18 protein-coding genes are annotated in these 20,429 nt (G+C 65.8%); 10 read left to right on the plus strand and 8 right to left on the minus strand.

What is annotated here, in order from left to right; genetic code table 11:
• Positions 1–4: 4 nt before the first annotated feature.
• Positions 5–853, minus strand: coding sequence for a cytochrome c oxidase subunit II (gene coxB, locus FCT00_RS21150; protein ID WP_171043084.1), 849 nt, complete (start codon positions 851–853; stop codon positions 5–7).
• Between the two features lie 209 nt (positions 854–1,062).
• On the opposite strand from coxB, the gene tldD reads away from it, so the two are divergent.
• From tldD to topA, 3 genes are all read left to right on the plus strand, one after another.
• Complete coding sequence (gene tldD, locus FCT00_RS21155) at positions 1,063–2,490, plus strand: metalloprotease TldD (protein WP_138424572.1); 1,428 nt, start codon at positions 1,063–1,065, stop codon at positions 2,488–2,490.
• Positions 2,491–2,797: 307 nt separating this feature from the next.
• Positions 2,798–3,931: a DNA-processing protein DprA gene (gene dprA, locus FCT00_RS21160; protein ID WP_138424573.1), complete on the plus strand. Its 1,134-nt coding sequence runs from the start codon at positions 2,798–2,800 to the stop codon at positions 3,929–3,931.
• Between the two features lie 112 nt (positions 3,932–4,043).
• Entirely contained in the window at positions 4,044–6,584 is a 2,541-nt protein-coding gene (gene topA, locus FCT00_RS21165; protein ID WP_138424574.1) for a type I DNA topoisomerase, read from the plus strand.
• A gap of 3 nt (positions 6,585–6,587) precedes the next feature.
• On the opposite strand, the gene FCT00_RS21170 is transcribed toward topA, so the two are convergent.
• The 3 genes from FCT00_RS21170 to FCT00_RS21180 form a co-directional block, all read right to left on the minus strand.
• Complete coding sequence (locus FCT00_RS21170) at positions 6,588–8,426, minus strand: phospholipase D-like domain-containing protein (protein WP_138424575.1); 1,839 nt, start codon at positions 8,424–8,426, stop codon at positions 6,588–6,590.
• An 87-nt stretch (positions 8,427–8,513) separates the two neighbouring features.
• Complete coding sequence (locus FCT00_RS21175; RefSeq protein WP_138424576.1) at positions 8,514–9,212, minus strand: fumarylacetoacetate hydrolase family protein; 699 nt, start codon at positions 9,210–9,212, stop codon at positions 8,514–8,516.
• Positions 9,209–10,243: a cupin domain-containing protein gene (locus FCT00_RS21180; RefSeq protein WP_138424577.1), complete on the minus strand. Its 1,035-nt coding sequence runs from the start codon at positions 10,241–10,243 to the stop codon at positions 9,209–9,211. The genes FCT00_RS21175 and FCT00_RS21180 overlap by 4 nt, the downstream gene beginning before the upstream one ends.
• Before the next feature lie 91 nt (positions 10,244–10,334).
• Between FCT00_RS21180 and FCT00_RS21185 the strand changes: the two genes are divergently transcribed.
• The 6 genes from FCT00_RS21185 to FCT00_RS21210 are packed head-to-tail and all read left to right on the plus strand — an operon-like array spanning position 10,335 to position 16,514.
• Positions 10,335–10,796: a MarR family winged helix-turn-helix transcriptional regulator gene (locus FCT00_RS21185; RefSeq protein WP_008329907.1), complete on the plus strand. Its 462-nt coding sequence runs from the start codon at positions 10,335–10,337 to the stop codon at positions 10,794–10,796.
• Between the two features lie 57 nt (positions 10,797–10,853).
• Positions 10,854–12,701, plus strand: a complete 1,848-nt coding sequence (locus FCT00_RS21190; protein WP_138424578.1) for a DUF4422 domain-containing protein — start codon at positions 10,854–10,856, stop codon at positions 12,699–12,701.
• Positions 12,702–12,704: 3 nt separating this feature from the next.
• Entirely contained in the window at positions 12,705–13,736 is a 1,032-nt protein-coding gene (locus FCT00_RS21195; protein WP_138424579.1) for a hypothetical protein, read from the plus strand.
• Positions 13,733–14,476 carry a sulfotransferase family protein gene (locus tag FCT00_RS21200; RefSeq protein WP_138424580.1) on the plus strand — a complete coding sequence of 248 codons (744 nt, stop codon included), beginning with the start codon at positions 13,733–13,735 and terminating at the stop codon, positions 14,474–14,476. Before FCT00_RS21195 ends, FCT00_RS21200 begins: the two co-directional genes overlap by 4 nt.
• An 18-nt stretch (positions 14,477–14,494) precedes the next feature.
• Positions 14,495–15,301 (plus strand): HAD-IIB family hydrolase, encoded by an 807-nt coding sequence (locus FCT00_RS21205; protein ID WP_138424581.1) that lies wholly within the window; start codon positions 14,495–14,497, stop codon positions 15,299–15,301.
• Positions 15,294–16,514 carry a glycosyltransferase family protein gene (locus FCT00_RS21210; protein WP_138424582.1) on the plus strand — a complete coding sequence of 407 codons (1,221 nt, stop codon included), beginning with the start codon at positions 15,294–15,296 and terminating at the stop codon, positions 16,512–16,514. Before FCT00_RS21205 ends, FCT00_RS21210 begins: the two co-directional genes overlap by 8 nt.
• Here the strand turns inward: FCT00_RS21210 and FCT00_RS21215 are convergent.
• Positions 16,511–17,245, minus strand: coding sequence for a WecB/TagA/CpsF family glycosyltransferase (locus FCT00_RS21215; protein ID WP_138424583.1), 735 nt, complete (start codon positions 17,243–17,245; stop codon positions 16,511–16,513). The genes FCT00_RS21210 and FCT00_RS21215 overlap by 4 nt on opposite strands.
• A 3-nt stretch (positions 17,246–17,248) precedes the next feature.
• A complete protein-coding gene (locus FCT00_RS21220; protein WP_171043086.1) occupies positions 17,249–18,262 on the minus strand; it encodes a glycosyltransferase in 1,014 nt (337 codons plus the stop codon).
• A gap of 109 nt (positions 18,263–18,371) precedes the next feature.
• Here FCT00_RS21220 and mnmH point away from each other — a divergent pair, with 109 nt between their 5' ends.
• Entirely contained in the window at positions 18,372–19,409 is a 1,038-nt protein-coding gene (mnmH, locus tag FCT00_RS21225) for a tRNA 2-selenouridine(34) synthase MnmH (RefSeq protein WP_138424585.1), read from the plus strand.
• On the opposite strand, the gene FCT00_RS21230 is transcribed toward mnmH, so the two are convergent.
• A complete protein-coding gene (locus FCT00_RS21230; RefSeq protein WP_138424586.1) occupies positions 19,401–19,964 on the minus strand; it encodes an NADPH-dependent FMN reductase in 564 nt (187 codons plus the stop codon). The two genes, mnmH and FCT00_RS21230, sit on opposite strands and share 9 nt — an antisense overlap.
• The gene (locus FCT00_RS21235) at positions 19,964–20,335 is read right to left on the minus strand and encodes a YciI family protein (RefSeq protein ID WP_138424587.1); all 372 of its coding nucleotides are present in this window, start codon (positions 20,333–20,335) and stop codon (positions 19,964–19,966) included. Before FCT00_RS21235 ends, FCT00_RS21230 begins: the two co-directional genes overlap by 1 nt.
• Positions 20,336–20,429 lie beyond the last annotated feature (94 nt).

A 20,429-nucleotide genomic window follows, 5' to 3' on the forward strand; every position in this document is an offset into this window, starting at 1 on the left:
CCGCTTACTCGGCCGAAGCCACTTTCACGGTCTGGGGAATGCCCGCGTATTCTTCGCGCGCCTCTTCCAGCCAGGCTTCGTATTCTTCCGGGGTCACGGCCTTGACCGTGATCGGCATGTAGGCGTGGTCCTTGCCGCACAGTTCCGAGCACTGGCCGAAGTAGACGCCTTCCATGCCCGGCTCGACGGTGAACCACAGCTCCGCCAGACGACCGGGGACCGCATCCTGCTTCACGCCGAAAGCCGGGATGGTCCACGAATGGATCACGTCGGCGCCGGTGACCTGCATGACGATCTTCTGGCCGGTGGGCACGACGACCGCGGTGTCGGTGGCGAGAAGGTAAAGGTCTTCGTCGTAGCCGTATTCGGCCAGTTCGTCCTTGCCGAGAAGGAAGCCTTCGAAGCCGAATTCCTCGTCCACATACTCATAGCCCCAATACCACTGGTAGCCGGTGACCTTGATGACGACATCGCCTTCGGGGATTTCCTGCTGCTTGAACAGAACCGGCAGCGACTGCGCGCCGATGAAGACGAGGATCACGATCGGGATCAGGGTCCAGGCGATTTCGACCCCGGTGTTGTGGGTGAAGGTGCCCGGCGTCTTGTTCGCACGCTTGTTGTAACGGACGATCACCCAGATAATCAGCAGGGCGACGAAGCCCGCGATCAGGATCGAGATGATGTGGAGCAGGTTGTCCAGAGCGAAGGTCGCCTGCGAAATGTCGGTCGCCGCCGGCTGGAACCCGGTGCCGCCGGGCGTGGGTCTGCCGATGACCTCGAGGTCCTGGGCCATTGCCGCCGTGCCGGTGAAAACTGCCGCCAGAAGGGCCAGAGGCCGCAGGGTCTTGGTCATTCTTTGCTTCCCTATCTTCCTGTCTCGACGCATGGGGTGCGTCACAATATTGGGTCTTCCGCGAACGCTGTCGGGAATCCCGTTGTCTCCCGCGCGTCTAAAACCATATTAGGGTGTTAGGAACAAGACAAATCCTGCTACCCAAGGTCGCACATATGCATGATCTCACATGCGATTGATGCAGATCAATGCAGGAAGAAAAGGACCCCATGACCGACCAGACGCCCTTCCGCCCGTTCGACGATCAACTCGACGACGCCCGCGCCTTGCAGATCCTGCGCGCGGCCACGGACGGGGCCGACGACGGCGAGCTTTTCCTCGAACGGCGCCGCTCCGAGGCGCTGGTTTTCGACGACGGTCGGCTGCGCAACGCCAGCTATGATGCGTCCGAAGGCTTTGGTTTGCGGGCGGTTCGCGGCGAAACGGCGGGCTATGCGCATTCGACCGAAATCTCGGAAGCCTCGCTTCTGCGCGCGTCGGAAACCGCGCGGCTCGCGGTCGGTGCCGGGGGCGGGACGCTGGCCGATGGCCCGGCCCGCACCAACGTGAAACTCTACACCGACAACGACCCGATGACCGACGCCGCGTTCCCGGTGAAGGTCGAGACCCTGCGCGAAATTGACGCATATGCCCGCGACCGCGATCCCCGCGTGGTTCAGGTCAGCGCCACCATCGCCGCCAGTTTGCAGGAGGTCGTGATCCTGCGCCCCGACGGCACGCTGGTCGCCGACACCCGCCCGATGTCCCGCGTGAACGTGAGCGTGATCGTCGAGAAAGACGGACGGCGCGAAAGCGGCAGCCACGGCGGCGGCGGACGCGCGGGTCTCACGGCCCTGATCGAGCCGGGCCACTGGAAGAAAAGCGTGGACGAGGCGCTGCGCATCGCGCTGGTCAATCTCGAAGCCGAAGCGGCCCCCGCCGGGCAGATGGACGTGGTGCTGGGCAACGGCTGGCCGGGCATCCTGCTGCACGAGGCGGTCGGGCACGGGCTCGAGGGCGACTTCAACCGCAAGGGGTCGAGCGCGTTTTCGGGCCTGATCGGCCAGCAGGTCGCGGCCAAGGGTGTCACGGTCGTCGATGACGGCACCATCCCCGACCGACGCGGGTCGCTGACGGTGGATGACGAAGGCACCCCCTCCTCGCGCACCGTCCTCATCGAGGACGGCGTGCTCGTCGGCTACATGCAGGACCGCCAGAACGCGCGGCTCATGGGGGTGGAGGCCACCGGCAACGGGCGGCGCGAAAGCTATGCCCATGCGCCGATGCCGCGCATGACCAACACGATCATGGAAGGCGGCGATGCCAGCCCCGAAGAGATCGTCGCGGGTCTGGAGGACGGTATTTACGCCGTCGGCTTCGGCGGCGGTCAGGTCGACATCACCAACGGCAAATTCGTGTTTTCCTGCACCGAGGCCTACCGCGTGAAGAACGGCAAGGTCGGCGCCCCGGTGAAGGGCGCCACCCTGATCGGCGACGGCCCCAAGGCGATGAAGCGCATCCAAGCGGTCGGCAACGACATGGCGCTGGACCCCGGTATCGGGAATTGCGGCAAGGCAGGCCAGTGGGTGCCCGTGGGCGTGGGGCAGCCGACCCTGCGCATCGGCGGCTTGACCGTGGGCGGGTCGCAGACCGGCTGAGGTTGCGCCGCGCTTCGGCGCGTCGCGAGGGGGAGCCGCCGTTGGCGGCTCTGGAGGGCCAGCCCTCCAGACCTCCCGAAGTATTTTGAAACAGAGAAGAGGACGCGGGGTCGGGCCGGGGCTTTTGTCACGTGCCGAAGCGGGCGGGGTCATGTGGGGACCGGGACCACATGCGATCTTGGCGGCGGTAACCTGCCGTTAACCATTTGAGTCGCATGGTGGGAGGGCAAGAGACGGAATCAGGTGACCCTTGGAGCAATCCCCTTCCAACCACCCCCTCACCCCACCCCAAAGCACGGAAGATCGGGTGGCCTGGCTTCGCCTCTTGCGCTCACGCCGCGTCGGCGTGACCACCTTCTTCAGGCTCATGGGCGAACACGGATCGGCGCAGGCCGCGCTCGACGCCCTGCCCGAGGTCGCGAGGACTGCGGGCGTCGATGATTACAGCGTCTGCCCGCTTCCCGTCGTGGAAAAGGAGATCGACTGGGCCGTGAAATGCGGGGCCGAGATGCTGTGTTTCGGCGCACCCGACTACCCTGCCCTGTTGGCCGAAATCCCCGATCCGCCCCCGATCCTCTGGGCGATCGGCAACCTCGACCTGCTCGCACGACCCACGGTCGGTGTCGTCGGCGCGCGCAATGCCTCGTCGCTTGGCACCCGGATGGCCCGCAAGCTCGCGGGCGATCTCGGGGCGGCCGGGCAGGTCGTCGTGTCGGGTCTGGCCCGCGGGGTGGATACGGCGGCCCACACCGCCGCGCTGAAAACCGGGACGATCGCCGTCATGGCCGGCGGGGTCGATGTGATCTATCCGTCCGAGAACGCGGTTCTGGGTGAGGAAATCGGGCGCGAGGGGCTGCGCCTGTCGGAGGCGCCGATGTCGCTGACCCCGCAGGCCCGGCATTTTCCGCGGCGCAACCGCATCATATCCGGCCTGTCGCGCGCGGTGGTCGTGGTCGAGGCGGCGGCCAAATCCGGCTCGCTCATCACCGCCGAGATGGCGCTGGAACAGGGGCGAGAGGTCCTTGCCGTTCCCGGTCACCCCTTCGACGCGCGCGCCACGGGCTGCAATCGGCTGATCCGGGACGGCGCGACGCTTTTGCGCGGGGCGCAGGATGTGCTGGACGTGATCGGCGGGGGTGTCGAGCACGCCGCGCCGGAACCACGGGCAGCCGCCGCCGATCCGGCCCCGGCCCCGGCCCCGATCGCCAAGGTGGCGCCGGTGGACATCCCGCCGGCACCGACCGAGACGCGCACGCTGGCCGAAACCGCCGCGCTGCACCAGCTTATCCTCGACCGTCTCGGCCCCTCGCCGGTGTCGGAGGATCAGCTTGTCCGCGACCTCGCCATGCCCGCGGGCGACGTCGCCTCGGAACTGACCGATCTCGAACTCGAAGGGCATGTCTCGCGTGCCCCCGGCGGCTTGATTTCGCGGACCGGGTAAAGGCCCGACGCCGCGTCGTTCACGACCCTGCCAACGGGGCGCCATTGACAAGCCCCCGGACCGCGACCCATCTAACGCCCCCAAGCGCCTTATTCGAGTCGAGAGGATTTTGATGCCCGTTGTCGTCGTGGAAAGCCCTGCTAAGGCCAAGACAATCAACAAATATCTTGGTAGCGACTACACCGTGCTCGCCTCCTACGGACACGTGCGTGACCTGCCGCCCAAGGACGGTTCGGTCATCCCCGACAACGATTTCGAGATGCTGTGGGAGGTCGGGAACGACAGCCGAAAGCATGTGAAGGCCATCGCCGACGCGCTCAAGGAAGACAACAATCTGATCCTCGCGACCGACCCCGACCGCGAGGGGGAAGCGATTTCGTGGCACCTCGAGGAAGCCCTGCGCAAACGCAAGGCGATCAAGAAGGACACGCCGGTCAGCCGCGTGGTGTTCAACGCGATCACCAAGTCCGCCGTGACTGAGGCGATGAAAAATCCGCGCGATGTCGATGGCGATCTGGTCGAGGCCTATCTGGCGCGGCGCGCGCTGGACTACCTCGTCGGGTTCAACCTGTCGCCCGTCCTGTGGCGCAAGCTGCCGGGCGCACGGTCTGCGGGGCGGGTGCAATCGGTCTGCCTGCGCCTGATCGTCGAGCGCGAGATGGAGATCGAGGCGTTCAACCCGCGCGAATACTGGTCGGTGAAGGCCCTGCTCCAGACCCCGCGTGGACAGCAGTTCGAAGCGCGGCTGGTCAGCTATGCGGGTAAGAAGCTCGACCGTTACGACCTTGAAAACGAACAACAGGCCGGGCTTGCCGTCGCCGCCATCGAGGCGCGGGACCTGAGCGTTCTGTCGGTCGAGGCCAAGCCTGCCTCCCGCAACCCGTCCGCGCCGTTCATGACCTCGACGCTGCAACAGGAAGCCAGCCGCAAATTCGGCTTCGGCGCGCGTCAGACCATGTCGACCGCGCAACGTCTGTATGAGGCGGGCTACATCACCTACATGCGGACCGACGGCATCGACATGGCGCCCGAGGCCGTGACCGCCGCGCGCGAGGAGATCGCGACGCGCTACGGCAAGGATTACGTGCCGGCCGAACCGCGGGTCTACAAGAACAAGGCCAAGAACGCGCAGGAAGCGCACGAATGTATCCGCCCGACCGAGATGAGCCGCGATCCCTCGGCCAACGACATCGCGCGGCTGGAGCCCGACCAACGCAAGCTTTACGACCTGATCTGGAAGCGGACCATCGCCTGCCAAATGACCGGGGCGCGGCTTGAACGCACGGCTGTCGAAATCGGGTCGTCCGATGGTCAGGTCGGCCTGCGCGCGACCGGTCAGGTCGTGCTCTTCGACGGTTTCCTCAAGGTCTATGAAGAGGGCCGCGACGATGTGGTCATCGATGACGAGGATGACGCGAACCGCCTGCCCCAGATGACTGAGGGCGACGCGACCAATAAGGACAGCGTCACGCCCGAACAGCATTTCACCCAGCCCCCGCCGCGCTATACCGAGGCGACGCTGGTCAAGAAGATGGAAGAGCTGGGCATCGGGCGACCGTCCACCTATGCCTCGATCGTCACGACGATTCAGGACCGGGAATATGTCCGCAAGGACAAGGGCCGCCTGATCCCCGAGGACAAGGGGCGCATCGTCACGATGTTCCTGCTGAACTTCTTCCGGCAATACGTGGGGTATGAGTTCACCGCCGATCTGGAAGAAGAACTCGACAAGGTTTCGGCGGGCGAGATCGAATACAAGAAACTGCTCGCCCGGTTCTGGCGCGATTTCTCGGCCGCCATCGCCGAGACGAGCGAACTGCGCATCTCGGAAGTGCTCGACAAACTCGACAAGGCGCTGGAAAAGCAGCTTTATCCGCCGCGTGAGGACGGGTCGGACCCGCGCAAGTGCCCGCTCTGCGGCACGGGCGATCTGCATCTGAAAACCTCGCGCTCCGGCGGGTTCGTCGGCTGCTCGAACTACCCGGAATGCCGCTACACCCGGCCCATCGGCGGTGGCGAGGAAACGCAGGGCGACCGGATTCTGGGCGAAGATGAGAACGGCGAGGAAATCTCGCTCCGGTCCGGGCGGTTCGGCCCCTATGTCCAGCGCGGCGAGGTAAGCGAAGAGAACAAGAAGCCGGATCGCGCGAGCCTTCCGAAAGGCTGGTCCGCCGATGACATGGATCTGGAAAAGGCGCTGACGCTTCTGTCCCTGCCCCGTCTCATCGGGCAGCACCCGGAAGGGGGAGAGATCAAGTCGAACTTCGGCCGGTTCGGCCCCTATGTCATGCACCAGCTCCCGGACGAGGCGAAGCCGGTTTACGCCAACCTCAAGGACCCGCAGGACGTGTTCGAGATCGGCATGAACCGCGCGGTCGAAATGCTGGCGGAAAAGCGGGCCAATCCCGGGCGCGGACGGCAGGCGGCCGCCAAGGCGTTGAAGGAGTTGGGGGAACACCCCGACGAGGGCGGGCCGGTGAACGTCATGGATGGGCGCTACGGGCCTTACGTCAAATGGGCCAAGGTCAATGCGACCTTGCCCAAGGACGTGAAGCCGGAAGACGTGACCATGGAAATGGCCGTGAACCTGATTGCCGAAAAGGCCGCCAAGGGCGGCAAAGGCAAGAAGAAGCCCGCCAAGAAAAAGGCCTGACGGTCAGAACAGCGGACGGATCGCGGGGATCGCGGCCAGCGTGCGTTCGAGCGGCGTGAGCGGCAGAGGCGCGTTGATCCGGCGCGCGCGCTGGCGATAGGTTTCGGCCAATGCGCCAAGCCGGGCGGCCATCGCCCGGTCGAGGAAAATCAAACCGTTCTCGGTGTCCTGCCCGAAGCTGCGCGCATTCATGTTGACCGAAGACGACATGGCGAGCCGCCCGTCGATCACCAGAATCTTGGTGTGGATCATCCGTTCGGTCGGCACGTAGTCGAAGATCGCGAAGTCCCGGTAGCGCCGGTTCATGTAATCCTTGGCCAGCGCTCGCGTCACCGGGGCCGAGGGCTCGGTCGAATCGAGCCGCGCGATCAGCGTGACCTCGACCCCACGGGCCTGCGCCCGCGCCAGCGCCGCATCGACCGCAGGCGGCGGATAAAGGAAGGGCGTCACGATCGTCACCTCGCGGCGGGCCGCGTCGATCATGCGGACGAAATCCACTTCCAGCGCGCGGTCGTCGGCCCAGGGCTGCGAGATGAAGTGACGCATCACTCCATCGGTCGGAACCGGCCCGACCCGGCCGGGTTCCGAGGCGGGGCGAAGCACCTGTCCGGGCGCGTCCCGCCGCCAAAGCTTGCCGAAATGCGCCGCGATCTGCCGGACGGTCGCATTGTCGCGGATCACGAGGTCGACGTCCTCGAACGTGGCGAACCAGGCCAGCCCGTCGCGCCATTCGTCATCGTAGCTGCGAAGTTCCGGGTGATCCTCGATCTCGAACGGTTCGGCGAAGAAGAACCCGTCATGCAGGTTGCGCCCGCCCATGATGAGGCGCGAGCGCCCCGGTTCGGACGACAGCGCGATCAGAAGCTTCACGTGGTTCGCCCGGTGAAAGGCGGCGAATTCGGTCGCGGGCGTGGCGATCCCGCGCGGTTGCCAGCGGTAATACTGGATCTGGACGTTCGGATAGCGCGCCGCCAGGGCGTTCCAGAAATCGCGATCCTTGCCGGTTTGCAGCGCGGCGGTCGCGAGAATGCGCACGGGCGTCCCGCGCGCCGCGTGCCATGTCATCGCCTGCTGCATGAGCGCGCCGCAGTAGTCGGCCCTGACGTGGAGCGAGGCCAGCACGATCAGGTCGAGCTTCGGTGCGTTCGAGAAATCGAGCCGGATGTCGGGATTGCCCTCGGCCAAATGGGCACAGCGTAACGTGGCGCCGGTCAGCGCCTGCAAACGCGCGGCGAGGGCATCTATCGGCGTCTCGACGATCTCGACGGGTCCGGGGCGCAGGGCGCAGGTGCGCGACAGGGCGGTGTGGGCGTAGAACGCCTGTGCCAGCGGGTCGAGCGTGCCGGCCGGCGGCGAGACGCAGGCGCCGCGCGCCCGGTCCACGGCTGCGACGGATGGCGCCACGACCTCGGGACGGGCGATCGTGATGACATGATCCGCCCAAGTTACGCGGCAGGTCGTGACGCCGGAGGTCAGCTCAAGCCGCGCGGGCACCTGCCCTTTCGCCGGAACGGTCACGCGCTGATGCCCGCCCGGACGGAGCCATTTTCGGCCCTCGGGGCCATAGACGACCGCTGGCGCGTCGCAGGTCACGCGGGCGGCCTGATCGCGAAAGGTCGTGGACTGCAACGTCACGCGCGCTGTCTGCCAGAACCCGGTCGGCAGGTCGAACCGCGCGTCCGCCTGCTCCGGCCCGGTGGGCGCAAGAAAGATCGCACCGTCCACCCGGCGACCGTCGGCGGTTTGCCGATCCGGCAGGTGCGAGGTGCAGGCCGCAAGCAAGACGAGGCCAAGCGCCGTGACGGCAGCCCATCCCGCCCGCTTGCGCGCAGTCCCCCACATTCCCCGACCTCCGAACACGAACGCCCCGATGCTAGCGGGCAGCGGGGCGTCCAACAATATGGCGCGGGCGCGCAGGTTACCGGCGCATCACTCTGGTTCGCCGATGGTGAGCGCGATGGGGGCCAGCCCGTCGATTCCGCCCGTGATCCGGTCGCCCGCAACCACCGGGCCGACGCCCGCGGGCGTGCCGGTCATGATGACGTCACCGGGCGCGAGGTGGTAGAATTTGGACAGGTCCATCACCACCTCGACGCAGCTATGGATCAGATCGGCAAGCGTCGCGTCCTGCCTGACCTCGCCATTCACCTCGAGGTGGATGCGTTGCGGGCCAAGTGCGCCCATCTCGGCGGCCGGTGTGAGTTCGGCGAAGACCGCCGTGCCCTCGACATCCTTGCCCAGATCCCAAGGGCGCTGCTTTTCCCGCGCGACGAGTTGCAGGTCGCGCCGCGTCATGTCGAGCGCGCAGCCATAGGAATGGATCGCGGCGGCGGCCTCTTCGCGAGAAGCGCGGAACACCGGCTTGCCGATGGTGAGCGCCAATTCCATCTCGTAATGGAAGTTCTCGGTCCCCGGCGGATAGGGCAGCGTCGATCCGGTGTGGAGCGTATGCTGCGGGTTCTTGGTGAAGTAGAACGGCGCTTCGCGGTCCACTTCCACCCCCATTTCGGCGGCGTGGGCGGCGTAGTTGCGGCCGACGCAGAAAATGCGGACGACCGGGTATCCGGCGGCCTCGCCCTTGACCGGAATCGACGGTGTTGCCGGGGGTTCGAACAGGTAGGTGGTCATCTCGCGCGTTCCTCGTAATATCCCAGTTTTTCCTGAAGCGGGCGGTCGTGGACACGGACCATGAAGGTCTCGTCCGCCGCGCTGAAGCTCATGTTGGCGAAGACCGGGGCCGTGAAGGTATCCTTCGGCCCGTAGGTCAGGGTTTCGCCGTTGATCGTGACTTGGCCCGACCCCTTGATGACGTGAAATGCCGCAGACGACGACTTCAGCACGGGTTCCAGCGTATCGCCCGCGCCGATCATCATGGCGGTGAACCCCATCGTGGGCAGAACCGCCTCGCCGGTTTCCGGGTTCACGTAATCCAGTTCTATGGGCCCGTCGGTATAGGCCGCCATCTGACGCAGGGCCTGTTCGGTGCGGCCCCACGGATAGCGCATCATCGGATACTTGCGCGCGCTCTCGCCGGGGCGGCGCACGGGAGCGAGGCCCGAGGACAGGTATTCCACCTGACTGGCATCGGGCCGGTTGCGCTGGGATTGAAGCGGGCCTTCTTCGGCGTAAGACCCTTCCAGATAGACGAACAGCGGCAGGTCGAGCGCGTCGAGCCAGACCACGGGTTCGCTCCCCTCATGCCCGTGATCGTGCCATTCGCCGCCGGGGGTCAGGACCAGATCGCCCTCCTCCATCGGGAGCTTTTCGCCATCGACGACGGTAAAGCCCCCCTTGCCCTCGACCACGATGCGCACGGCGGACGGGGTGTGGACATGGGCCGGCGCGGTTTCGCCGGGCAGAAGCAACTGAAGCCCGAGGTAGATCGAGGCCGTCGCCTGCATCGCCCCCGCCCCGCGCCCCGGATCGGACAGGACGAGCACCCGGCGTTCGGCCTTTTCGACCGGGGTCAGTTCGCCCGCCTGGATGAGGAGTGGGCGGATCGCGTCGTAATTCCAGTATCCGGGTTTCGTGATCGGGTTCGGTGCCCCATGCGGGAGCACGTTGCGCATCATCGGCCAGAGCGGCGCGACCCCCGCCTCGGTCATCGCGGCGCGGTACTCTTCGGGCAGGTCTTCGAGCGTTCCAAGCTGTTGCGACATGATATCCTCCCTGATCCATGCTTCGATGTAGTTCGTATACGTATCATTAGTATACTTGTCAAATGATGCATCGGGGTTTAGCGTTTCGGCCATGAGCGAACCGAACCCCATCTTTTTCGACATGCCGGGTCACCTGATCCGACGCCTGAACCAGATCGCGACGGGGCTGTTTCGCGAGCATATGGCGGAGATCGGGCTGGATGTGACCCCGGTCCAGTTCGCGGTTCTGGCGGCCCTGTCGGATGCGCCGGACATAGATCAGGCGACGCTCGCGACGACGGTCGCCTATGACAAGGTCACCATCGGCGGCGTGATTGACCGGCTGGTCGCCAAGGGGCTGGTGGATCGCCGGCCTTCGACCACCGACCGGCGGGCCAAGGCATTGCGGCTGACTCAGAACGGTGTGGTCATGCTCGACCGGTTGCGCCCGCAGGTCCGCGTACTTCAGGACGAAATCCTGACGGGGCTGTCCGTGGACGAAGCGGAAACGCTGGTGCGGCTTTTGAAAAAGGCATCGATGGCGCGCGATGAGGTGGGTCGCGAAACGGCCTAGGTTTACCCGCACCGCGTGTGCCGTGTAGACAGACCGAAGCCTGCCCCGGAGCCCGCGATGAAAGCCTCGATCTATATGGCCTTTCACACTCCCTCGCCCGTCGTGGCGAGTGCTTCGATCATTCCGATCCATGTGGGGCGCGCTGTGGCGGATGCCCCTCTCGACGGGATGATCGGGGACGATACCGGCGACACGCTGTCGCCCTATAACGGCGCATACAGCGAATTGACGGCGCTCTACTGGGCCTGGAAGAACGACATGGATGCCACGCATGTGGGCCTGATGCACTACCGGCGGCTTCTGGATTTCAGTGGCACTCACCCCTCCCCCGCCGCCGAGGTCTGGCCCGAGGCCGTCCGGTTGGACGACTACGCCGCGGCGACCGAAACGTGGCTTCAGCGCAACGCCGAGATCGACCTCGTGCTGCCCGTCGCGCACCGGATGCCGATGACGGTGGATGAGAACTACGCCGATCAACACGACCCGCGCGATCTGGATTTCGTCGAGGCGCGCATGGCGCAGGTGTCGCCCGCCTATCTGGCCGATTTTCGCGCCGTCCGGGCCGGGCGCGAGCTGTTGCTGGCCAACGTTTTTCTGGCGCGGCGCGAGATTGTCGATGCCTATTGCCGCTGGGCCTTCGACCTGCTCGAAGCCTTGCGGTCCGCCGACATACCGCGCCCCCATGTCAGCCCCTACAATGCCCGCTACCTCGGCTTCGTGGCGGAGCGGCTTTTCACCACGTTCATGCGCAAATATCTGCGCGACCACCCGGAGACGCGGGTCGAGCGGGTCAACATCCTGAACCTCGGACGGTCGCTCGTCGTGCCCTTCGCACGCGGCGCACGCTTCAATGACGGTGCAGTCAACGTGGCCTTCGCCTCGGACCGGGCCTACCTGCCCCAGACTGCGGCGATGGTGGCCTCGCTCATCGAACATGCGGCGCCGGACCGGGCTTATAACCTGTTCTATCTGCACGAAAATATCGGCGATCGGGATCTCGACCTGCTACGATCCCTCGCGGTTGCGCATGGCAATGTCACGCTTCATGCGATCAACGTGGGGGCGGCATTCTCACGGGAATATCGCGCCCGCCATCATGCGCCGAGCAACGCGACCTACAACAGGTTCCTGCTGTTCGACCTGCTGCCCGACGTGGAGCGGCTCGTCTATCTCGACGTCGATCTCGTGCTGTGTGGCGATGTCGCGGAGCTGTTCGACACCGAGATGAACGACGCGCCGCTGGCCGCCGTGACCGATGCGCTGATGACGCGGGTTCTGGCCACGCGGGTGCGGACGCGCGACCCGGAGGTGCCGGACTTGTATGCCTACCTCTCGGACGATCTGGGGCTGACCGACGACCAGATTTCCAGGTATTTCAACGCAGGCGTCATGGTGATGAACTTCGCTGCGATGGACGTGGCGAAGGTCGGGCGAGAGCTGCGTGAGATGGTCGCGGGAAACCGCTACTTCTTTCGGGATCAGGACATTCTGAACGTCTATTTCCGTGGTCGGTTCCTCACGCTGCCTGCGCGGTTCAACGTCCACAACTCCGACCGTGGCGCATATGACAACGTGCCGGTGCCGATCCGCAACGATGCGCTCGCCGCCAAGGCCGACCCGTTCATCGTTCATTTCGCCGCCGCGCATCAGAAGCCTTGGCGCGAACCGGATGTCGAATTCGCGGGCCTGTTCTGGTCGACGCTCGCCCAGACCCCGTTCTGGTTCGAGGTGCTGGAGGCGACACGACGACACCGAAGCCTGCGCGCGCGCCTGTCGCGGCCCGATACCTGGAAACACGGCGTGGTCATTGCCGGACGGCGGTTGGGGCGGCGGTTTCCGTCGCTGACACCGTGGCTTTTGCGCATCTACCGCTGGGCGCTCGGCCGATTTCACTGGATCAACTAGCCCGTGAAAAAGCTCTATCTGCATATCGGCCATTACAAGACGGGCACCTCGGCCTTCCAAAGCTACTGCGCCGACAACGCCGCCGGGCTGGCGCGGCGGGGCCTCCTGTACCCTAAGGCCGGGCGTGGTGTTTCGGCACCGACAAGCCATGCCGGGCTGGCGATCCCGCTGGCCGCAGAGCATGGCTTCCACCCGCCGCGCTGGTTCGGAACCGGGCCGAGCACCGACGAGGCGTTCGGCGCGCTTCATGCCGAACTTGGTTCAAAACGGCAGCGCAAGGCCCTGATATCAAGCGAGGAATTCGTTCAACTTGCCTTGTGCGAAGACCCCGATTTGGCGCTGGCCGCCCTGCGCCGTCGGCTGGAGCCCTATTCCGTCAAAGTCATCTTCACGGTGCGCGAGCCCTTGGCGCTTTTGACCTCGTGGTATGCACAGGTGAGCCGTGGCGCGACGCCGCGCGGCACCTTCCTCGACTTCGCCGCGACGATGAACCCGGATTTTCTGTCGCAAGACCCGATCCGGGCGCGGTTCGCCCGGACCTTCGGCGCAGGTCACGTCAGGCTCTTACGTTATGCGGGCCAAGGACCGTGGCTGAAACGCCGCATGTTGTGGTCGACACGCACAGTGCCCTATAGCCGCGCGCATCCTCCCATCGCGAACGTGACACCGGGACTCGACACGCTGGAAGAGGAGCGGTTGGGCAAACTGCCACCCGACGCGGCGGCATTCACCGTGACAAGGGCGACGCTTGAAACGCTGCAAGCGCAGATCGACCGGATTAACGCAGGCTACGCCAAATTGACACGACACCTCACCACCGACCCGAGCGCCTTGAGCCTCGTTGCCCTCGCGCGCCACTACCATGACCTGATCGCACCGGCGGCAGACCGGATGCCGCTCGACCCGCGCGAAGCCGTAGCGATGCGTGATCTGGCGCAGGATGCGGGCGACGGCGCCCTCCGTGATACGCTCCTCCGCATCGCAGGCCACATCGAACGATCGCAATCCGCCACGCCGCAGCGGGGCATCGCATGACCCCCCGGCTCATGCTCGCAAGGCTGCGCGCGGCCATCGCACGGCGGGATACGGACCCGCTCAGGCGCTTTCGCAGGCGATATCCGAACCTGCGCGGCACAGTGTTCATCATCACCTATGGCCGGTCCGGTTCGACGCTTCTGCAAGGGCTTCTGAACACCGCACCGGGAAGCCATATCGGCGGCGAGACCTTCGATACCCTCGGCGTTCTGTTCGATGCGACCGCCCGCGCCACGCGCGCCCACCGTCGTTGGGGGGACGAGCCGCGCGGCGTGGATCATCCGTGGTTCAATGCGCAGAACATCGACGAAATCGGATTGGAGCGGGACCTCGCCCTCGCCTATGCGACCCGCGTCATCTGCCCTCCGACCGATGCGACTTGGATCGGCACCAAGGAAATCCGCTATCCGCAGCGGGCCGAGACGCTTCCGGCCCTCGTCGCCATGGTGCTGCGGAGTTTCCCAAACCCGGTCATCGTGTTCAATTCACGCGATGCCGGCGCCGTCGCGCAATCGCGGTGGTGGGCGAGCCAGCCGGAGGCCGAGGTGCGTGACTTGATCGCGCGGATGGATGGCATCTTCGCCGCGATCGCCAAGGATCACCCGGAGCGGTGCTTTCACCTGCGGCATGAGGACACGATCGCCGATCCCGAGACGTTGCGCCCTGTGTTCGACGCGATGGGCGCCGAGTTCGACGTTGCGGCCATTGCGCGGGTATTGTCCAATCGGTTGACGCATTGAACCGACTCGGAGGCCGGCATGACGCAGGTTCACCCGCCGCTCCTGATATTTTCCGACCTCGACGGCACGCTTCTGGATCACGACACCTACGACTGGTCCCCCGCCCGCCCTGCGCTTGACCGACTGGCGCGTCTGGGCGGCGGCGTGGTTCTGGCCACGTCCAAGACGGCAGCCGAAGTTGGTCCCCTGCGCGACGAACTGGGCCTGTCGGCCTGGCCCGCCATCGTCGAAAACGGCGCCGGGCTTCTGGAGCCGGGGGCGCGTCCTGCGGTCGCGGGCGATTACGCCAGATTGCGCGCCGTTCTGGACGATCTGCCGAGCGATCTGCGTAAGGCCTATACCGGGTTCGGCGATCTGGACGCGGCGGGCGTGGCCGGGATCACCGGACTGCCCACCGACAAGGCGGAACTGGCGAAAGCGCGCGCCTTTTCCGAGCCGGGCATCTGGACGGGGGACGAACCGGGCCGCGAGGCCTTCGTCGCGGCTCTGGGCGAACGCGGGATCACGGCACGCATGGGCGGGCGGTTCCTGACGCTGTCGTTCGGGCGGACCAAGGCCGATGCGATGGCCGAGTTGGTCGACCGTTTCGCGCCGCGGCACACGATGGCCTTGGGCGATGCGCCGAACGATGCCGAAATGATCGAGGCCGCCGATTTCGGCGTCATCATTCCCAATCCGCACGGCGCGCCGCTTCCCCCGCTGATGGGCGAGGCGGAGGGTCGCATCACCCGCGCGGCCCACCCCGGCCCCGAAGGCTGGAACTTGTCGGTGGGCCAAGTTATTGACGAGTTGGAACTTTCCCGAGGAGCTTCGCGGCATGGCTGATTTCCACCAGAACGGCAACATCACGACGCTCCACAATCTGCGCACACGCGGCGTAGAGGAATTGAACTACGAGTTGTCGGCCTTCGCCCAGACCCGCAAGATCAGCCTGATCCTGCCGTCGCTGTTCTCGGAGCTCGAGGGCGAGGCTTTGCCGCATATCGTGGAAGAGCTGGGCAAAGTGCCGTATCTGCACCGCATCGTCATCGGCCTCGACCGCGCGACGGAAGCGCAGTTCCGGCAGGCGCGGGCGTTTTTCTCGAGCCTGCCGCAGGATCATATCGTGATCTGGAACGACAGCCCCCGGATGCTTGAAATGCAGGCCCGGCTGGAAAACCTCGGCCTCGCGCCGCAGGAACCGGGCAAGGGCAAGAACGTCTGGTCCTGCATCGGCTACCTCATCGGCTGTGCCGACAGCGCCGTCATGGCGATCCACGATTGCGATATCCTGACCTATGAGAACGAGATGCTGGCGCGGCTGGTCTATCCGGTCGCGAACCCGACGTTCCCCTATCAGGTCGCCAAGGGCTATTACCCGCGCGTCGGCGAAGGCAAGCTGAACGGGCGTGTCACGCGGCTTTTGGTGTCGCCGCTCCTGATCGCGCTGAAACGGGTGATCGGGGATCGCGATTACCTCGACTACCTGCGGTCGTTCCGCTACCCGCTGTCCGGCGAATTCGCGATGCGCACCGCGATCCTGCCGGATCTGCGCATTCCGTCGGACTGGGGGCTGGAAATCGGCGTGCTGTCCGAAGCCTGGCGCAACCTTGCGCCGAAGTCGGTCTGTCAGGTCGAAATCTCGGACGCTTACGATCACAAGCATCAGGATCTGTCCGCCCAAGACGCCTCGACCGGTCTGTCGCGCATGTCGACCGACATCTGCAAGGCGATCTTCCGCAAGCTGGCGGCGGACGGGACGGTGTTCACGCCCAACGTGTTCCGCACGCTCAAGGCAACCTATTACCGCTCGGCGCTCGATCTGCTCGACGGGTATTACAACGATGCCAAGATGAACGGGCTGGTCATCGACCGCCATGCGGAAGAGAAATCGATCGAGATGTTCGCCGAGAACATCATCCGCGCCGGCAACGTGTTTCTCGACAACCCGCATGAGACGCCGTTCATCCCGACGTGGAACCGGGTTCATGCGGCGGACCCGCATTTCCTGAAGGATCTTCAGATCGCGGCGCGCGAGGATCAGGCGGAGTTCCTTTAGTCCCGCAAGGGAAGCTGCGGTCGGCGCAACGCGGCGCGGGCAAGGAACGGAAGGTAGTGGCGCAGGATGCGCGGCGCGATATGCGGCGTGTTCAAAGCGCGGTAGAGCCAGCGCAGGTTTCTGCGGGTGTAGACCTCGGGATAATACGGGTGACGCGCGGTCTGATGCACAAAGGCGCCGCAGGTCACAATGGCGGTCGGATGGTCGAGCCGCGCCTTGAGGGCGAGCGCCAGCGCCTCCTGCCGGGGGCTACCCATCGACACGAGCAGAACGTCAGGTCTGGCGACCGCCACATCGCTCATCAATTGACGATGGGACGGGTGATACCCCGATGCCGCCAGCACGACGCGAAGGCCGGGGTGCCGATCGCGCAGAAAGGTTGCGACGCGCGACACTTCCTCGGACGTGCCGCCGATCAGGCCCAGCCGCGCCTTGCGTTGCGCAAGCCTGTCCATCGCCGCACAGGCCACTCCCGCGTAGTCGAACGACAGGCTTTCGCAGGGCACGCCCGTCAGCTTCGACACGATCCGGGCGGTGGTGCCACCGTCGATGACCACGTGATCGTCGCCGCTCGTCGCGAAATGTCCCGCGCGATGGTGCGACAACGTGTGCGGGTTCAAATACCAGAGCACTTCGGGGCCGGGCCGCGGCGCAGTCAGCCAGTGCAATAGGTCGGCTTGGCGGCGGATCAGGCGGGAACGGCCGGTGACGGCGGTGGCGCTGTATAGCATTAATTACACATCCGATGTCCGCAGACCGGCACTTTCGCGCGACGGAATGTCACTTATCGAACATTCGTCCCGCATCGAAACTCCCAGCACCTTTGCCCAGACCGGCCACAGTGCTTCGTCCCGTACCCCGCTCAGATCATACGACCCGCGTGGCAGGCGCGTAAAGGCCCGCATCAGGGCCTCGGGCCGGTCCTCGATCCGCGCGGTCGGACCGATCCGCCGCTCGAAGTCCCTGAGCCCGGTGGCGAAGGCATTCGCGATGATCGGCAGGCCCGAGCGGGCGGCTTCGACCATGACGGTCGGGAAGCCCTCGTATTCCGACCAGACGATCAGGGCGTCGGCATCCGCGAACGACGCCTGCGGGTCGGACCCCAGGGGGGCGAAGGTCACGTCATCCGGCTCATCCTTCGGCGGCGCGTAGCCGTGGACGTGCAGTCGAACCGGATGCCCGGCATCCCGCGCTTCGGCCACCACGGCAAGCACCTTGTCGAGCCGTTTCTGCGCACCGGGACGTCCGACATAGAGAAGGTGTTTCGGCTGATCCGTCCGCCGGATTGGCGCGGCGGCGGGCACATCCGGCGCGACCGGGGCATAGGCGACGGTAAGCGCGGCGCGGCGCAGAAGGGGCAGTCGGGCAAGGTGCTCGGCCAATTCATCGCACACGCACAGGACGGGTGCCCGCCAGCTCATCGCCACGATGAACACCGTATCCACCAGTCGGTTCGTTAAAGACCCAATCACCGGCACATGCCGCCAGTAGACGAGCCGCGCGCCGAGGCCGCGCCAGCCGATGTGCAGGAGGTCGCGCTTGCGTGAGAAAACGAGCGTTCGTCCGCCAAGATCGGTTTCGGCGAGCTGGCGCACCTCCGCCCCGAAGACCGGATGCCCCTCGCGCGAGACCAGTTCGGCCGCCACGCCGTTGCGGCTCAGGAAATCGCGAAGCCGCAGGCTGACACGTTCGATCCCGCCCGCGGCCTCCCAGCGGCAATAGATCAGGATGGGGGCGTCGGCGCTCATGCCCGATTTTGTCCTCCGGCGGCGCTGCAAAGGCAAGTGCGGCGGCTGGCCTTGCGCGGCGCGATCCGTTACATCCGTGCGACGCGCCCGCGTCAGGACCGGAGACCCCATGTCCGTCAGGATCACCTCGCTTTCAGACCTCGCAGCCCTAGGGTTCGACGACATCATCGACGCGCGCTCGCCCTCGGAATACGCCGAAGACCGCATCCCCGGCGCCATCAGCCTGCCGGTGCTGAACGACGAGGAACGCGCGCAGGTCGGCACGATCTATGTGCAGGAAGACCCGTTCAAGGCCCGCAAGATCGGCGCGGCGCTGGTCGCGCGCAATGCCGCGGCCCACATTCAGGGGCCGCTGGCCGACCGCGAAGGCGGTTGGAAGCCCTTGGTCTATTGCTGGCGCGGCGGGCAGCGGTCCAATTCTTTCGCGTCGATCCTCAGCCAGATCGGCTGGCGCGCCGATGTGATCGAGGGTGGATACCGCACCTATCGGCGGCTTGTGGTGGACATGCTGCATCGCGCGCCCCTGCCCCATCGGCTGATGCTGATCGACGGTGGCACGGGCACGGCCAAGACCCGGCTTCTGCATCATATCGCGGCGGCGGGCGGTCAGGTACTGGACCTCGAAGGCCTCGCCTCGCATCGCGGGTCGCTGTTCGGGATGGTGGGTGAGGAACAGCCCAGCCAGAAGGCGTTCGAAAGCGGGATCGCCATGGCGCTGACCCGGCTGGACCCGAAGCGTGTGACCTTCGTGGAGGCCGAAAGCAGCAAGGTCGGCGATCTTCTGGTGCCGCCCGCGTTGTGGAAGGCCATGCTCGCCTCGCCCTATGTCGAGGTCACCGCCCCGATCGCCGCCCGCGCCGAGCATCTGGTGACGAGCTACCCGGATATCGTGGACGACGCCGACCGCTTGGCGCGAACGCTCGACCGGCTGGTGAAATACCACGGGCGCGAGGTCGTGGGGGGCTGGCACGAGCTGGCCCAAGACGGGAACTGGGCGGGGCTGGCTGCCGATCTGGTCCAGACGCATTACGACCCGCGCTACAAGCGCATCCGGCGCGAGGCCGAACCGGAGCGGGTTCTGGATCTTGCAGACCTGACCGACGCCACGCTGGCCGAAGCCGCGAAAGCCCTCGTCGCCTCAGTCTGAGGCCGCACCCAGCGCCTTGCCCAAGGAAGCGAACATCGCCTCGGCCGCCTGCACCTGCACATCGCCCGCCCTGAACACCCCGTCGACGACGGCGGCGCCGACGAAGGGGATGTTCACCTGCTGCATGATCGGCTTCATCTCGAAACAGGCGATCACCGGCAACAGCGCCTCGACCGCACGGGTGCCTGCCGCGACGCCCCCGTAGCTGACGAAGCCGACCGGCTTGCCAGACCATTCGGCGCTCAGGTGGTCGAGCGCGTTCTTGAGGCTCGCGGGATAGGCGTGGTTGTATTCCGGCGTGATGAAAACGAACCCGTCGGCCTCGCTCACCTTCGCGGACCAGTTTTTCGTCGTCTCCCGCGTGTACTTGCCGCTGCGCGGATGGTGCGGCTCGTCGAACAACGGCAGGGGATGATCCCTGAGGTCGACCAGTTCGACCGACAGTCCGGTCTGTGTCCGGGCCTGCGTCATCACCCAATCCGCGATTGCGGCCCCCAGCCGGACTTCGCGGACACTGGCGAGGATGACGTGAATGACGGGTCTGGACTGGGACATCAGGGAAGCTCCGGCGTGCTGTTGGACAGGTTCACGGTGACGGTAATGCGCCCTTCGTTCATCATCCAGCGCCGAAGCGTGTATCTGCGCAGACCGGCGCGGTGCATCGGGTCGAGGTCCGCGATGGCGCGGGCCGCGGCCTCGTCCTCGGCGCGCAGGATGAACATGCCCGCGACCGGCGGTCCGTCGCCATCGAAAAGCGGTCCGGCCGCGAACAGGACGCCCCGGTTCTCGAGCTCGACCTGATGGCGCAGATGTTCGGCCATCATCGCCTGAATCTCGTCCTCCGGCCCCACCGGCTCGGTCACCACGACCCACATGATCTTTTTCATGAAGCCCTGCGTGATGGTCTGGATGTCGTCGGGTGTCATGTCGTCCTCCGGTTCAGGTTTCGATAGCGCCGGGCGCGAGACCCGCGAATCGCCGTGTCAGTCGCAGGACCGCAAAGGGGGACGGAACGTCTGG

This window comes from Maritimibacter alexandrii, from assembly GCF_005871115.1.
Taxonomy (GTDB): domain Bacteria; phylum Pseudomonadota; class Alphaproteobacteria; order Rhodobacterales; family Rhodobacteraceae; genus Maritimibacter; species Maritimibacter alkaliphilus.

Coding starts and splice junctions, on each gene's coding strand:
- FCT00_RS21220 (WP_171043086.1), bottom strand. CDS start 18,262: ATGAGCGCCGACGCCCCCATCCTGATCTATTGCCGCTGGGAGGCCGCG.
- FCT00_RS21190 (WP_138424578.1), top strand. CDS start 10,854: ATGAAAGCCTCGATCTATATGGCCTTTCACACTCCCTCGCCCGTCGTG.
- mnmH (WP_138424585.1), top strand. CDS start 18,372: ATGTCCGTCAGGATCACCTCGCTTTCAGACCTCGCAGCCCTAGGGTTC.
- tldD (WP_138424572.1), top strand. CDS start 1,063: ATGACCGACCAGACGCCCTTCCGCCCGTTCGACGATCAACTCGACGAC.
- FCT00_RS21170 (WP_138424575.1), bottom strand. CDS start 8,426: ATGTGGGGGACTGCGCGCAAGCGGGCGGGATGGGCTGCCGTCACGGCG.
- FCT00_RS21205 (WP_138424581.1), top strand. CDS start 14,495: ATGACGCAGGTTCACCCGCCGCTCCTGATATTTTCCGACCTCGACGGC.
- FCT00_RS21210 (WP_138424582.1), top strand. CDS start 15,294: ATGGCTGATTTCCACCAGAACGGCAACATCACGACGCTCCACAATCTG.
- FCT00_RS21215 (WP_138424583.1), bottom strand. CDS start 17,245: ATGCTATACAGCGCCACCGCCGTCACCGGCCGTTCCCGCCTGATCCGC.
- coxB (WP_171043084.1), bottom strand. CDS start 853: ATGACCAAGACCCTGCGGCCTCTGGCCCTTCTGGCGGCAGTTTTCACC.
- topA (WP_138424574.1), top strand. CDS start 4,044: ATGCCCGTTGTCGTCGTGGAAAGCCCTGCTAAGGCCAAGACAATCAAC.
- FCT00_RS21185 (WP_008329907.1), top strand. CDS start 10,335: ATGAGCGAACCGAACCCCATCTTTTTCGACATGCCGGGTCACCTGATC.
- FCT00_RS21230 (WP_138424586.1), bottom strand. CDS start 19,964: ATGTCCCAGTCCAGACCCGTCATTCACGTCATCCTCGCCAGTGTCCGC.
- FCT00_RS21175 (WP_138424576.1), bottom strand. CDS start 9,212: ATGACCACCTACCTGTTCGAACCCCCGGCAACACCGTCGATTCCGGTC.
- FCT00_RS21235 (WP_138424587.1), bottom strand. CDS start 20,335: ATGACACCCGACGACATCCAGACCATCACGCAGGGCTTCATGAAAAAG.
- FCT00_RS21180 (WP_138424577.1), bottom strand. CDS start 10,243: ATGTCGCAACAGCTTGGAACGCTCGAAGACCTGCCCGAAGAGTACCGC.
- FCT00_RS21200 (WP_138424580.1), top strand. CDS start 13,733: ATGACCCCCCGGCTCATGCTCGCAAGGCTGCGCGCGGCCATCGCACGG.